Here is a 16,232-nt window from a genome sequence, read left to right as displayed (position 1 = left end):
ATGGAGAATATCGGGCCTGACATAATCGATGTCTGGCACTGGAAGCTGGACATGCCGTTGCCTGATCTCGGCATGTATATCACATTGCTGTCGCTCGACGAATGCGTTCGGACCATTCGCTTCGTCCATGAGCGGGACAGGCATCGTTTCGTCGCCGCCAGGACCGGAATGCGGGTTATCCTCGGGCGCTATCTCGGCATTCCGCCGCGGTCGATAGGCTTCGACTACGGCGACAACGGCAAGCCTTACGTCGCGATCGGCGGCGCTTGTCCCATCCATTTCAATCTCAGCCACAGCGCCGACCGGGCTGTTCTTGCTGTTTCCGATCGTTATGAACTCGGCATCGATATCGAGGAAATTCGGTTCCTGAAGGAAGATATTGCGAAATGGTTCTTCTCTCGCAAGGAGTATCAGACGCTTCGATCTCTGCCGGCTGACAGCTACCTGGATGGTTTCTATCGCTGCTGGACGCGCAAGGAAGCGTTCATCAAAGCCCATGGTGCCGGCTTGTCGCTGCCGCTCGACAGTTTCGATGTCACGTTCGACAGATCGAAGCAATCGCGATTGGAACGGCTGGAGGGGGACGAGGATGCACCGCAAAACTGGGCCATTCTGGAGCTTGCGACACCGGCCAACTTCGCTGGCGCCGTTGTTGCCTCGACCGGCGGGCACCAGGTAGGCCTGCGCTATCGCAATGGAAATATCAGTCAGATGGTCAGCCGCGCATCGAGAATGTAGCGACCGTCGACGGCATCGAAATGATGGCAACCATGAAGTCCGGCCTTGAAAGCCGGGGTAATGGTGCGAATGCGGCGTTCACGATAGTCGTCGAGCGTGAGTCTCTCGATCTCCATGATGTTGAGAGCATAGCCATAAATGCCGTATGCATTGTGCTGCGAGGGCCGCAACAGCCTGCCGCCACGTTCGAAGATGCGCCCTGCGCCTCGAGCCTCGGTACTCCCGATCACGACCGGATTTCGTTTGTGGGGTCTTATGCCTGTGAGCGCCGGGCCGTCGACTTCGAACAGATAGAGCTCGCTGCAATGGTCTTCATAGGCATGGAAATCCGACAGGTTGGTGAATAGCCACCATTTGCCGCCATGGCGGATCAAGACGCTATCGGCCGGCGATTGGCCCTCGAAGGCAGTGGCGTGCAGCTCCCATTTCACCGGAAACTCACGGCAGCGCCAGACCTCGAGCCGCCGTGCCTGATGCGTTTCCGGTATCATGAAGATCTGGTCGCCATCGCGAAATATGAATGGATAGGAGAGATGGTAGGGGCGCTCCAGCGCCACCCCAACCTGCGTGAGCGCATCGCCGTCGAAACGGCCGACCGCGATATGCGCCTTGCGGTCGCCGTGGGAATAGGCCTCATAGAACAGGTAGCATTTGCCATCCTCCTGAAACAGGAACGGATCGGCCTTGATCCTGTTATCGGAAGGTGGAATTTCCACGGCCTTGCTCGGATCGAAATCATCGATGTGACCGTGTCCCGTATAAAGTGTCCATATGGCCGACTCGGCGCGGAGTCTCGCCCTGATCGATTTGATGGCCTTGACCGAGATCGATCCCGCAACGATGCAGCCGTAGCGAAAGAGATCGCCGGGCGATGGCGCCTGCTCGATGATCGAGCCAGCAAAAGCGGATGGGTTGAACCGCCTGGTGTCGGCGAGCCGCGTCAGCTCCCGCAGCAGAAGGGTAACGCTTCGCTCCCTTACGAAGGCACTCAATCGCGCTGCACTGGGCTTGATGTTGAATGACGCCCGCGCAATCTCGAACCTGCCGGCCTTGCCACCGCGCTTGGCATAAAGGACCAGATCGGCAGTCGACGCGCGAGCAAGGATCTCGGCATAGCCGTACCAATCCACATCCGCCGATCGCTGGTCGGAGAGGTTGAAGGCCCATTCCCCGAATGGGAGAGCCGCGATCGCTTCGTCGGCCATGCTCATTGGAACCATGCGGATGACGAGGTCGAGCTTCAGACGGCGCAGCGACGCCGCCGTGATGTTGTCGACAGCGCCCGTCTTGTCGCCATCGGATTCGTAGCAGTCGACAAAACGACGGCGGCTATTGAAATGCTTTGGCAAATAGGCGGGTTGACGCGCTAGAGCCTGAGCCTCCAGTCGCGCACTCCAGGACAACAGCTTCGATGCCTTGCCGACGCCGAACGGATGAGGATGGGTCAGCACGGCTGCAAGCTCCAGGCCCGGGGCGGCCAGAATTCGATCCAGGATCATCAGCTCCCAATTTTCGAGCGCATGTCCGCGCGCGACGAGAATGCCGACCCTCAATGGCTTGGTCTCGTTCATAACTGTTTCCTCTATGGCTCGACCATTTGCCGGATATGGTCCGAGGCATTGGCGGCTACCTGAAGCCTTTGCGCTTTCTCGAGTCGCGAAAGCGCTCTATCCTTTTGTTTTCACGTAATTCCGGACTGAAAGCCGCTATGCGCTTTTCGTGGAATTGCTCTAGCCATCGGTGAGTTTTCCCGAGAGCGTCGACGCCAGGTCGCGGATGCCGTTGCTGGTCAGCGAATCCTCATGCCAGCCGTCGATATCGACCACCATGCAGTCCTCTCCGACCGCCTCACCCCATCCAAACCGCATTTTGCGCGCCCGAGGATGGGTCGCACTGCTTCGAAGCAGGACGACGCTTTCGTCCCTTGTCCGCGGCGGCTTATAGCGGCGAGCCGCCGTCACCAGCAATTTGGTAACAGCCTCGTTCGCCTCTTCTTCCGGAGAGTATTGACCGGCCTTGACGCCGAGGATCCTCAGTAGCGCCAGTGAGACTTCGAACTCCTTGAGATAGTCGATCAGCCGGATACGGCGGGACAGCAGTTTCCGGGTGAAATAGGCAAGACGTTTGCGCCGCCGCTCCCGATGCCATCGCGCTTGCTCCCGCTTCGGCAGGGAGGCGAAATAGCCTGGAGCCCAGGCATCGATAATGGCCGTGATGCCGACATCTATGCCTCTCTCGCGCAATTGCCGGCTGATTTCCATCGCGAGGACGCCATTGACGCAGAGCCCAACGATGGCAATGCGGTCCGCGGCCTTGTCGATCCGCATGGCATCGATCGCATGGCTGGCGATATCCTCGATGCTGAGACCGTCCAGGCCGCCCGTCAGATCCGCGTGGAACATGTTGACGTTGTATACCGAAATCTCGTCCGGCAATTCATTGGCAAGACGGTAGTACAGGAATGGATGGTTGAGGGTATAGACCGCCCCGGTCCCCACCCCATGTTTGCAGGTAATCAACTCCCACGGGTTTACTGCTTTTTCCCGCGGTTTCTCGATCTCCTCGCTGTTGAAGACCGCAGCTGCAAAGCCCGCAAACGTCGGCTGTTTGAATAGAAGCTGCAATGTCGGGCTTGCATCAAATCTTGCGCGTGTTTCCGATAGAAGCCGGAGCGCGAGAAGCGAATGGCCACCGAGCGCGAAAAAATCATCATCCGGGCGTATTTGCGGAACCTGTAGGACTTCCTTCCAGATTTCAGCAAGCGCTTCCATTCGCGTATTCGGCGGCGATTTGCCTGTGACGGCGCCATCCATCGGCGCAGTCTCGGCGGCAGCTGCCACGTGCCGGTCCGGCGCAATGAGCGAAGAAAGCGGCGCCTCAGGGCGATCGAGAGCAATTTCATAAGCGTTCCTCCATAGTTGCAGGAGGCTTTCGATGGTGCTGGCTTCGAAAAGGTCGGCATTGTATTCGATCGACATACGCCAGCCTGTCGGCCGTCCGATCATGATGAAGCTTAGGTCGTAGATGACGCCGGGGGATTGCGAGGGCGAGCTGATCAGCTCGAAGCCGCCGTAGCGACGATCCTCAAGAAAGGCTTTCTGCAGATTGAAGTTGACCGAGATCAGCGGGTTGCGCGCAGGATCGCGCACCGGATTGACCAGTTCCACGAGTTTGTTGAACGGCATGCGCTGATGGTTCAGCGCCCCTTCGATCGTCGCGCTGACGGAACGAATATGTTCGGCGAAGCTGACATCGGAGCCGAAATCGAAACGCAGCACCAGATTGTTGATGAAGACGCCGATCATATCCTCCAGATCGCTATGTTCACGGCCGGCGATCTGCGAGCCGAAGAGCACGGTCGGAGCCTCGGTCAACCGATGAAGGGCCGCACTGAGGACGGCAGCGCCGAAACTATATTGCGAGACGCAATGAGCGCGCGCGGCCGCATCCATGCGATCGGTGAAGGCGAGTGGCTGGACAATGGAGAGAATATCACCGCGATTGGTTTTAACCTGACCGCGAGGCCGGTCGGAAATGACCTCGAAATAAGGGGCGCCGAGCAGAGTTTCGCGCCAGAAGGTTTTTTCCGTCTCGAAGCCGTAGCTCTGCAGATATTCCTGCTGCCAGAGGGCATAGTCGCCATATTGCAAGGGCAGCTCGGGCAGGACCGGTGCACGCCCCGCATCGATTGCGGCGGCTATTTCGCCGACCTCTCGCCCGAGGACACGGATCGACCAGCCGTCGAAGCAGCTCTGATGGGCCGTGATCAGCAGGAAGCCGCGCTCGTTTTCCGCCATCAGCAGTGTGACGCGGAACAGGCCCGGCGCGCTGAGATCGAATGGCGCCTGCGCCGTCTCCTCGCCGATCGACAGGATCCGCGCCTGGCGCTGCTCGGGCGGCATGCCGCGCAGATCGATCACCGACATCTTGAAGTTGACGTCGCTGACGGCCTGCTGGAAGGGCCTGCCATTCCTCTCGATGAAGCGCGTTCGAAGGATCTCGTGACGCTGAATGATCTTTCGAAAGGCTGCTTCAAGGGTCGAGACCCTGAATACCCCCCGGATCTCCCATCGAACCGCGACATTGAGCGCGGGGTTGCCGGGATTGAGCTGATCGAGAATCCAGCAGCGAAGCTGTGTCTGCGTACAAGGAAATTCACCGATGATCTGCGGTTCGGCAAGCGAACCGCTTGGGCTGTTATCGACTGTACTCATAGAGATGCCCCCAGGCCGCGGCGCGCGCCGTTACGAAAATCTCGCAGTGATGGAATGTGGAGATGCACGGCATCGGATGGATCCCCTCCCTGGGCGTCGGCAAAGGCTGCCAGCGCGGCGATCGTCGGATGACGCAATAGATGTTTTGCCTCGAGCGACAGCCCGTTGTCGCGCATGCGGGCGGCGATACGGAATATGGCAAGTGAATCGGCACCCAGCGCGTAGAGATTGTCGTCAATGCCGATGTCGCCGAGGTTGAGCACATCCTGCCAGATCGCCAGCAGCCGTTGTTCCATCTCGGTTTTCGGCTGGACCTTGGTTGGCGCGACAACACGCTGCGGCACGCCGCGCTGCTGCAAGGTCTTGCGGTCGAGCTTCCCGTTGCCGGTCTGCGGCAGCTCGCTCTCCATCACCCAGAAGCTCGGCACCATATGCGCCGGCAGATTGGCTTTGGCATGCGCCGCGATATCGGCCGCAAGTGCTTCGCCGCCCTCCGCGGTCGGCACGATGTAGCAGACCAAGGAACGATCGCCCCTGGCGTTTTCGGCGACGACGGTCGCACATTGGCGCACGCCTTCCACCTTGGAGATGACGGCTTCGATGTCGCCAAGCTCGATGCGGAAGCCGCGCAGCTTGATCTGCTGGTCACGCCGCCCGAGTAGCTGCAGCGACCCATCGGCAAGCCGTCGTCCGACATCACCGGTCTTATAAAGCCGCATCGGCCTGCCGATGGCAAAGCAATGCGGAACGAAAGCCTTCTCGGTGAGATCGAGACGATCGAAGTAGCCTTCGGCAAGCCCGTCGCCTCCGATGTGCAGCTCGCCAATGACACCGACCGGCGCGATATTCTCGCTCTGGTCGAGGATGAAGAGCTGGGTATTGGCGATCGGATGACCGATCGTGATTGGCTGATCCGCATCCGTGATGCGCTGCAGCGACGACCAGATCGTCGTTTCCGTCGGGCCGTACATGTTCCAGAGCTCGCCACCGATTTGAAGTAGGGATCGCGCCAGTTCCTTGGGTAGGGGTTCGCCGCCGCAAAGCATTTTCAGCGCCGGCCGGTCCTTCAGGCCCGCTTCCACCAGCATCTGCCAAAGCGTAGGCGTTGCCTGCAGCACCGTGGCATCGTGTTCGTCGATGAGCTTGACCAGTTCGAAGCCGTCCTGGACCTGGCTCCGGCTGGCGATGACGACCTTTCCGCCCGATATCAGCGGCAGGTAAAGTTCCAGACCGGCTATGTCGAACGAGATGGTCGTGACTGCGACAAGCGTGTCATCCGCACCGAAGCCAGGTTCCTTCGCCATGGAGAGCAGGAAGTTCGTCAGGGACCGATGCGAGACCTCCACGCCCTTCGGCGTGCCGGTGGAACCGGATGTGAAGATGATGTAGGCCGATGCTGTGGTATCGACGGGCAGGGTCTTCAGGGGGAGGCCCGTCATCGAGTTGATCGCCTTGGCATCCTGATCGAGCCGGATAACAGGGATATCCGTCGACGCCAGCCGAGCCATGTCGTCGCTGTCGCAGATCAGGCCGCGGATGCGGGCGATTTCCAGCGTCTGCCGCAAGCGTGGTTCCGGATGCGCCGGATCCATCGGCACGTAGGTATGCCCCGCTTTCATGACGGCGAGGAGGGCGACGATCATGTTCAGCGAACGCTCGACCAATATAGCAATCCGCTGGCCGGGTTCGGGAAGCGCCATCTGGAGGTAGAGAGCCAGCTGGTTCGATCGAGTTTCCAGCTCGCCGTAAGTGATCGACTGGCCGTCATGTTGAGCCGCAACGGCATCCGGATGTTCGGCCGCACGCGCGGAGAAGAGCGAGAAGACGAATTGATCATGATCGTAAGGCATTGCCGTCCGGTTGAGATCGTCGATCAGCCAGGACTTCTCGGCCGCGGAAAGCAGAGGCAGCTCGCCGATCTTGTGATCCATGTCCTTGGCCAAGGCTGCCGCCAGCGTCGAGAAATGGCCGATCCATCGTTCCACGGTCGCGCGGTCGAAGACATCGGCGTTATAGTCGACATCGATGCGGATGTGGTCGCTCGCCTCGATCATGTTGAAGAACAGGTCGAAGTTGGAGAAGGCCTTTGCATTCGGCTCGATGCTCGGCGTTAGATCACCAAAGGACGATCCGCCGGCCATGCGCTCGAGGTTGAACTGGATCTCGGTGAGCGGCAGGCGGCGTGGATCACGCTTGGTATCGAGTTTGCGCACCAGCGTGCCGTAGGTGTAATCCTGATGTTCAAAAGCCTGAAAGACGAGCTGCTGCGTTGCCTTCAGATGCGCCGCAAACGGCTCTGTGAGCGATACAGCCTGACGCAACGGCAGCAGATTGACGCAATGGCCGACGAGGATCTGGCCGTCAAGCAGGCTTTGACCGGCCGACGGAATGGCGATGACGATATCGTCCTGGCCCGATAGCCGTGATACCATTACCTGGAGGGTCGCCAGCAGCGTCGAAAATAGCGTGGCGCCCGACTTCGCCCCCTTCTTCTTCAGCGCCTTGTAGACGTCGGCATCGATATAGCCGGTGCAGCTGCCGCCGGCAAAGCTGCGATATTCCGGCCGCGGGCGATCCAGCGGCAGATCGGGAAGATCGGGAACCGTCTTGAACTGATCGAGCCAGAATTGCTCGGTCGCCTGCGATTTCTCCGGCCTGGGCGAAAGGTCGATCGAATAGGCGGCGAAGGAAAGTGCCGGTTGGAATTCCGGAACATTTCCGGCGCTATAGGCTTTATAGGCCGTCGCCAGCTCTTCGATGAAAGTGTTTATAGACCAGCCGTCGCAGATAATGTGATGAGCCGTAAAGACCAGCACATGCTTTTCGGGGGCCAACCTGATGATGCTGGCGCGGACAAGAGGGCCGTTGATCAGGTCAAAGGGCGTACGGGCATCATCGTCGATGAGAATGGCAAGGCCTTGGTCATCGATGTCTTCAAGGAGCGGCAGGTCGAGCTTGAAATCCGGAATGAAGCGGAAATACTCGCCGCCGCGATCGAAGCGAATATGGAAGGCGTCGTGACGGGCAATGACCGTATCGAACGCCCGCCGGAAGGCTGTCTCGTCCAGGGTCCCCTCCAACGCCAGCGAGAAGGACTCGTTGAACGAGCAGGAGGCTTCGTCGCCCGCCTGGGCCGCAAGCCATATTTCCGTCTGCGCTTCCGTCAGCGGCGCGGATTGCGGCCTTGCCTCGGATGCCTGTACCGGCATTGGCGATAGGGTTGGCTCCCTGATCGCGGTGAATATACCGACGGCCTGCATGGCGTCGAGGCTGTCGCGGAAGGCTTTCGCGATGGAGCGGAAGTCGTCCTCGCTGTGGGCTGTCGTCAGGAAGCAGGGGTAACCGTCCTGTATATGGACGCCATTCAGTCGCATCTGCGCATAAAACAGCGCGCCGAGCGGATCCTGACTGGAGAAGTCGGTGGCAAACCAGCTTTTGTAGCCATGAACGACATCCGCGATGCCGCGCCTGGCGAGATCGGCCTTGATCTCGGCTACGAGTGCCTCCGTTCGCTCTGCGACACGGTCGTAGAGGGCGGAGCCTTCTCCCTTGATATGATGCAACACGGCCTCGGCGGCGGCAAGCACCAGCGGATGACGGACGAAGGTTCCGGCAAAGAATGTCGGTGCCGTCATGGGAACGGAATTATCACCGTAGGTCCAATGGCCGCCGTCGAGGGCGTCCATGAAACGCGGGCTGCCGACCAGCACGCCGATCGGCATACCGCCGCCCACGACCTTGCCATAGGTCGCCATGTCGCCCTTGATGCCCCAGATCGCCTGCATCCCGCCGGGATCGACGCGGAAGCCGGTGACGACCTCGTCGAAGACGAGGGCGAATTCGAATTGAGTGGCGACATCACGCAATTCCCGGACGAATTCGCGCGGCTGCAGTTCCGGATGGCGGCTCTGAATCGGTTCGATGATGACAGCCGCTATATCGGTTGCATTGGCGCGGATGAAATCGAGGCTCTCCGGCGCGCCATAACGCAGGACCGTCATGTTCGACACGGAGGCCAACGGAATGCCGGAGGCGACCGGCAGGGCAATCGGCTTGTCGGCGCGATTGCGGCCCTTGACCAGAACCTCGTCGAACTGGCCGTGATAATCGTTGGCAAAGACGACGACCCGATCGCGGCCGGTGACGGCGCGCGCAATCCGCATCGCGGCCATGACCGCTTCCGAGCCGGTATTGCAGAAGGTTACCCGCTCGTGGCCGGTTACATCGGCGATCATCCTTGCGACATCGCCGGCAAGAGGCGTCTGCGGACCGATCGCAAATCCGCGATCGGCTTGAGCCTTGACGGCGTCGATTACGAAATCCGGTGCGTGGCCGAAGGCCGTCTGTCCGAAGCCATTGACCAGGTCGACATACTGGTTGCCGTCGATATCCCAGATATAGGCTCCCTTGGAGTGGTCGCAGACGATTGGGAACACCATCTCCTTCCAATCGGCGCGGAAGCCCGATGCGGACCTGGGGTCGGCCAGATATCCGCGATGCTCCTGCGTGAAGGCCTTGGACTTGGCATTCTTGGTTTCATAGGCCCTGGTGAGATCAGTGATGAAACCCTGCTTGGCGGCGGAAATCTCCGATGTCACGCTTTTGGCGTTCGGACGATAAAGCTTGATGCGCTCGGTGCCGAAATCGCTTTCGGCAGGTGCTGCGGGAGCCACCAGAGCCGACGGGGAGGAGGGCTGGCTCGCTGCAGCTTGCGGCGCCGGCACGATGGGTGCTGCGGGCAGCACACTTGGTACTGCGGCAGCCGGAGCTCCGCCCTGCATGGCCTGCAGCATCAGCAATTGCTGGGAAAACAGGCTTTGCGCCATCTGGATCTGCGATTGCAGCACCGTGGCGAGATCCGATGCTCCAGCCGGGATCGATGCGACCTGTGGAGCAGGCGCAATGATCGGCATCGGCGTCGAAACCGGCATGGGAGGCGCCGCCGCAGCAGCGATGGGGGCCGCGGCCAATGGTTCAGCCGTCTTCACTGCATCCGGTGGCATTTGACGATCGAGATAAACAGCCAGATCGGCAACGGAGGGAATATCGCTCAGCAGTTCCCGGAAGGAGATCTTGACCTTGAAGTCTTTCTCGATGCGCTGCGCGAACTGGCCGACGAAGAGGGAATCGAAGCCGAGCTCCAGGAAGGTTGCTGCTCGCTCGTCCGGCCCGAGCGTTTCGCCCGACATGTCGCTGAGCAAGGTCAGAAGAGCCGCTTCCAATTGCGGCAGACGGTTGGAGGTGGGAATGGGTGCTGCAACATTCATTGCTCGATTCTCCCCGGTAAGGTTGACGTCAGAGACAAAGGGCTCGGCGGCTGGCCGAGTGTCTGCTTCGGCATTCGGGCGCTGGGTCGATGCGCGACGGGCGGATGACGGAGCATCGATCCAGTGGCGCTGCCGCTGGAAGGGATAGGTTGGCAGGGACAGCCGCTGCCGTGACACCGATGGAAGAGCCGGCCAGTTGAGGCGGCAGCCGGCCATCCACAGCTTTCCATGAGCCTCTGCAAGCGTTGCCGCGGCGGCCGAGGCCCGGTCATGTTCGGGCAGGCTTTGTACGACTGCGGCAAGACTGTCGCGTGCGAGCGTCTGGGCGGCAAAGACCGACAGTGTGCGTCCTGGCCCCACTTCGAGAAGAACCGGCTTGCGGTCGCGGCAGAGCGTCGCAAGCCCATCGGCGAAGCGAACGGCGTCGCGGCAATGCATGGCCCAGTAATCCGGCGAGGTCGCCAATTCAGCCGTCTGCCAATCGCCCGTCACCCCGGAGATGAAGGGTATGGTGGCCGTACCGTAGGTGACCTTCTCGGTCTCCTGGCGTAGCGCCAGAGCCGCATCGTTCATCATGGCGGAATGGAAGGCGTGCGATGTGTGCAGCCGGCTGAAGGCGATCTCAGCTTCCGAAAGTGCCGCGCAAACCATTTCGATATCGGCAAACGGACCGGAGATGACGCAAAGTTTCGGGGCGTTGATCGCGGCGATCTCCACCGCGCCGCGCAGGTAGGAGGCCGTCGTTGCGGCATCGGCACGAACGGATACCATCGCGCCTTGCGGCTGATGCTGCATCAACCGGCCGCGATTGGCCACAAGACGGAGGCCATCCTCGAACGAAATGACGTTGGCGAGCGTAGCGGCAACAAACTCGCCAACGCTGTGACCGATCATGGCATACGGCTTGACGCCGCGGCTGAGCCACAATCGGGCAAGCGCATATTCGACGAGATAGAGGCAGGGCTGCGCGATGCGGGTTTCGCGCTGCTCATCGGTGATGGCCTGCGTCGCCGGGCCGGTGTGGCAGATGTAGTCGCGCAGATCGAGCCCGAGCGTTATCTTCAAAAGCTCGGAACCGCGGTCGATCCAGCGCGCAAACTCCGGCTCCGAGCGGTAAAGCCCGGCACCCATGCCGACATATTGCGCGCCCTGGCCTGGGAACATGAAGGCGACGGACGGCTGATCGGCGGCGGTGAGCGGCTGATAGCTCTCCGTCGTCAGCTTGAGGATCGCTTCCTCGACATTTTCGGCGGCAACGGCCAGCCGGTGGCCGAACTCGCGTCGTCCGGCTTGAAGCGTGTGGGCCAGTTGCGCCATTGAAAGTTTCGGGTTTTCGGCGAGATGATCACTCAGATTGGTGCGCATCTCGGCAAGCGCCGGCTTGCTGCGAGCCGAAAGGGGGAGAATGTAGTGGCCCTCTACCTCTTTCGACTGAGCCGGCGGGTAGGGCGGCTCCTCCAAAACGACGTGAACGTTTGTTCCGCCTACGCCGAAAGCGCTGACACCCGCCCTTCGTGGCGCCTGTCCCCGGGGCCACTCGGTTGCCGTTACTGGAATGTAGAAAGGACTTTTCTCAAGATCGATGCGGGGATTGGGCCGCTGATAATTGGGCATCGGCGGGATTTTCCCGCTGCGCAGGGCCAAGGCCGTCTTGATGAGGCCTGTCACGCCGGCCGCCGCGTCGGTATGACCGATGGTGCCCTTGACCGATCCGAGCGCGCAGCGGGCTGGCTGCGACGCATCCTGCGCGAAGGCGCGCGTCAATCCGTTGAATTCGATGGGGTCGCCAAGCGGCGTCGCCGTGCCATGGCATTCGATATAGCCGATGGTCGAGGGATCGACGGCCGCATTTGCGAGAGCCGTGGCAATCGCTTCGGCCTGGCCTTCCACACTCGGTGCCGTGAAGCCGACCTTGTCGCTGCCGTCATTGTTGATGCCATAGCCGCGAATGACCGCATGGATGTGATCGCCGTCCTTGAGCGCGTCCTCATACCGCTTCAGGAGGACGACGCCCGCCCCGCTGGCAAAAACCGTTCCGGCGGCGTTGGCATCGAACGGCCGGCAGGTTCCGTCGGGTGAGGCCATGCCGCCTTCCTGGTAGATGTAGCCTCGCTTTTGCGGAATGGTGACGGAGATGCCGCCGGCCAGAGCCATGTCGCAGTTATAGGTCAGCAGGTTCTGGCATGCCTGGGAAACCGCGAGGAGCGAGGTTGAACAGGCGGATTGCACGGTGAAAGCCGGACCGCGCAGGTTGAATTTATAGGCGATACGGGTCGCCAGCGTGTCGTTGAGCGCGCCAACAAGCTCGTGGAAGCAGCCGATCTGATAGTTCGACGTGAATTCCTCCGCCTTGGCGCGATCGCGCAGAACATTGTTGATCAGGTAGGTCGGCATCGAAGAGCCGGCGAAAACCCCGATCAGGCCGTCATAGCGCTGTGGATCGTAGCCGCCGTCCTCGAGGGCTTCCCAGCATATTTCGAGGAAGATCCGGTGCTGCGGATCTGTAACGGCGGCTTCGCGCGGAAACATGCCGAAGAACTCGGCGTCGAACATATCGGCACCGTCGAGATGGGGCCTTGCGGCGACATAATTCGGCTGTGCCCGTTCTTCATCGGTAAAAGCGTCTTCAATCTCATCCGGCGAAAAAAGCGAAAAGGCGTTCTTTCCTTCGAGTACAAGCTGCCAGAGCGCCTGCACCGAGGGGGCTCCGGGAAAGCGGCCGGACATGCCGATAATGGCGATATGCCCGGAAATTTGCTCGCTCAGATCCTCATTGTCTTCGAAATCACGCTGATTGCCATTGTCCTGGTGATTCCCTTTCATAAGGAGCTCCTGCGGATATGAGAGATCGCCTTTTTCTGCAGCGCGGCACGCTGCGCCGCGGCGGCAAGACGGGTTGGGCCGGATGCGCGGCCATCCAGGTGAAGTGCGAGTTCGCGAATGGTCGGATGACGCAGCAACGCAACCACATCGATCGCGTGACCGAGCATCTCTTCGAGACCGGCATGAATTTCCATCAGCTGAAGGGACGTGCCACCGAGATCGAAGAAGTTCCGATCGAGATCGACGCTTTCGAGCGCCAATGCGTCTTGCCATAGCGTCGTCAGCAGTTCCTCCGTCCGGCTCCTGACATCGGCGGGCTTTGTCTGGGTTTCAACCGGAGGCGGCAGCAATTTCGAACGATCGACTTTACCGGCCGGCGTCAGCGGCAAGGCGTCAACGATGACCGTGGCATTCGGGATCATATAGGCGGGAAGAGCCGCGCGCAGTGTCGCCATGACGCCCTGCGCCAGATCGGCGCCCACGCCCACATGGCTTTCCTTCGGGCACAGATAGGCAACGATGCGCTTGAGGTTCTCGCCCTGCATGTGGCAAAGCACGATCCCGTCGGCAAGGCGCGGATCACGGCGAAGTGCTGCCTCGATCTCATCGAGTTCAATGCGTTTGCCGTTGATCTTGATCTGCCGGTCGCGGCGGCCCTTGAAGGTGACGGTGCCATCCGGCTTCAGGCAGGCCACGTCGCCCGTCAGATAGAAGCGCGTCACGCCATCCTTGGTTTCGATGGTGACGAATTTCTGTTCCGTCAGCTCCGGTCGCTTGAAATAGCCGATGGCGAGGCCGTCCCCCGATATCGCCAATTGGCCTTCAATGCCTGGAGGAACAACACGCAATTCCTCGTCTAATATCGCGATTCCGGTATGAGCGATTGCCTTACCGATCGGTAGCTCAGTGCCCGAAAAGCCTGGCAGAACCTGAAAAGCGGTGGCAAAGACGGTCGTCTCGGTCGGCCCATAGGCATTGGTGAGCCTGCAGCCGGGATAGTGCTCCAGGAAACGGCGAGCGTGGACGGCCGAACCGACATCGCCTCCGAAGAGGATATGACGAAGTTTCGGCAGGGTCGCGCGGGCGTGATCGGCGAAGAGATTGAATAGCCCCGTCGTCAGGAAGGCGATAGTGACACCCGTCTCCCGCATGAAATCGGACAGCCGTGAAATCGAGAAATCGGTATCGGGCATGACCGCCAAGGTGCTGCCGTTGAGGAGCGCACCCCAGATTTCGAATGTCGATGCGTCAAAGGAGATGGTGGCCGTGTGCAGGACGACGTCATCGCGGTGGAATTCGATATAGTTCTGATCGAGAACGACCCGCGAAATACTGCGATGGCTGATCATCGTTCCCTTGGGCCGACCGGTTGAGCCGGATGTGTACATGATATAGGCGAGATCGCCGCCCGTTATCTCAATGGACGGCATGGTCGCGCCGGGCCGATGTGCCATTTCCGCGATCATGGCATCCGCTTCGATGACCTTGCCGTTCATGCTCGGCACGCCGGCCAGCTTCTCGCCATGGGCGGAGTCGACGAAAATGACCTTGGGAGTGCATTCCGCGATGACGAAGTCGAGATGCTCCACCGGAAAGGCTGGGTCGAGCGGGAGATAGGCGCCGCCGGCTTTCAGTATGGCCAGGGTACAAATGATCGCATTGATGCTGCGCGGCAGGAAAAGGCCGACGATGTCGGCCTTGTGGACACCTACCTTTATCAAATGCAACGCCAGCGCATCGGATATGCGATCAAGGTCACGATAGGTAATACGGATATCGCCGGAAACAAGAGCTGTTGCTTCCGGTGCGGCCCTGGCCTGTTCGCGCAGCATGTGATGAAGGCAAAGATTGCGATCGTAATGCATGCTTGCTGCGCCAATTGCGTCTGCCTGTGCCTCGCGGTCAATCATTATCGCTCTCCGGGTTGTCCTGCGATGGATGACGGCATGTTGCGAAATGCTTCGTCGTCGATCGCAGAATTTCACGCTGGAGCAAAAGCACCAGCTGGTCATTGGGATGATTGTCCGCACCACCGAAAGTCGTAAGTCCTAAGGGCGCGTAGCCATTTTGTCGGAGAGGTCCGCCATGGCAGCCGCAACCCGGCCGAAAGCATTATGCGTGGCATCAATCCTGCCCATCGGAAGGTCACGTGGTCGCCCTGGTTCAGGAAGAATTGCCGGAGAGGGGGACGATGCAGAGGCTATTTGAACTGATAGGCTCTGACGTAATCGACAAACATGAAGGATGGGTCGGCCGCAGCCATTTTGGATATGCCTTCGACGATACCGAGGTCGATGAGCATATACAGCGGCTGGCGATGTTCTGGCGGAATTTTGGTTTTCCAGACGAGATTACCGTCGAAATACATGCGTATGAAATCGGAATCGATCTTCACGCCATAGGTGTGCAAATCAGCGGGATTTGCGGTGGCGAACACCTTGATGCGGGAAAAGGCCGAATCGTGCCGCCCATCCCGATGCCAAACATGCACCGTTGAAGAGTAGGCGCCGGGCTTATCGCCGTAATATTCGATGACATCTATCTCGGCGGTAGCCTTTGACCGATCCTTGCCGATAAGCCAGAAGGCCGGCCAGACACCGGGGCCATCCGGCAATCGCGCCCGCATCTCGAAGTAGCCATATTGCTGAGAAAAGCCATTTCCATGCTCATCGACAGAGGCAATCAAGCCGGAGCGCCATAGACCTTTGCTGTCGCGTGCAGCGGTAATGCGCAACATACCGTCCTGGATTGCGAAGGGGAAGTCGCCACTCGGATCCGAGAAGCGAGCGCCGCCAAAGTCGCCATTCCATGGTGTGTGGGAAATCCAGCGGGTACCAGGACCCCACGCGGAGATGCTGAGATCGTTGAAAGCATCCTCGAAGGTAAGTGTCATGCTGCTGACATCAAGCGTATCGCCCGTATCACCGGCGCGAACAATTCCTACATCCATGATCGAAACTAACGCAGCCGCAATAGACGCGCGAAGAAATACGCGGCGGTTGCTCCTGCATCGAACATTAGATATCCGCGAGAACTGATCCATGAATGCAAGCATGAACGGTGCAATTTCCGCGGTATAGAACGTATTTCGGCCATAACGTCCACCAAAAGGCTTAGGCGCGGCGGAAATACAGCTGCATGACGCCGTGGTAGTTTGCGGCGACATTGAGGCAGAACAACCGGATTGCCA

General features: G+C 59.9%; 6 protein-coding genes. 1 reads left to right on the top strand and 5 read right to left on the bottom strand.

The genetic code is table 11. The features are described from left to right. Entirely contained in the window at window positions 1-738 is a 738-nt protein-coding gene (locus AC13RC_RS08710) for a 4'-phosphopantetheinyl transferase family protein (protein WP_113353324.1), read from the top strand. Here AC13RC_RS08710 and AC13RC_RS08705 read toward each other — a convergent pair. From AC13RC_RS08705 to AC13RC_RS08685, 5 genes are all read right to left on the bottom strand, one after another. Continuing rightward, window positions 708-2,309 (bottom strand): glucosamine inositolphosphorylceramide transferase family protein, encoded by a 1,602-nt coding sequence (locus AC13RC_RS08705; protein ID WP_145634326.1) that lies wholly within the window; start codon window positions 2,307-2,309, stop codon window positions 708-710. The genes AC13RC_RS08710 and AC13RC_RS08705 overlap by 31 nt on opposite strands. A gap of 159 nt (window positions 2,310-2,468) precedes the next feature. Further along, a complete protein-coding gene (locus AC13RC_RS08700; protein WP_145634328.1) occupies window positions 2,469-4,952 on the bottom strand; it encodes a condensation domain-containing protein in 2,484 nt (827 codons plus the stop codon). Further along, window positions 4,949-13,042: an amino acid adenylation domain-containing protein gene (locus tag AC13RC_RS08695; protein WP_488556938.1), complete on the bottom strand. Its 8,094-nt coding sequence runs from the start codon at window positions 13,040-13,042 to the stop codon at window positions 4,949-4,951. Before AC13RC_RS08695 ends, AC13RC_RS08700 begins: the two co-directional genes overlap by 4 nt. Further along, a complete protein-coding gene (locus tag AC13RC_RS08690) occupies window positions 13,039-14,952 on the bottom strand; it encodes a non-ribosomal peptide synthetase (protein ID WP_488556937.1) in 1,914 nt (637 codons plus the stop codon). The genes AC13RC_RS08695 and AC13RC_RS08690 overlap by 4 nt, the downstream gene beginning before the upstream one ends. A gap of 290 nt (window positions 14,953-15,242) precedes the next feature. Beyond that, window positions 15,243-16,208, bottom strand: a complete 966-nt coding sequence (locus AC13RC_RS08685) for a glycoside hydrolase family 16 protein (protein WP_233788498.1) — start codon at window positions 16,206-16,208, stop codon at window positions 15,243-15,245. Window positions 16,209-16,232: the final 24 nt, after the last annotated feature.

The sequence above is a fragment of the Martinezella sp. CNPSo 3890 genome, from assembly GCF_057784455.1.
Note: the sequence above shows the minus strand (reverse complement) of the source record. Positions and strands in the feature narration are given on the sequence as shown.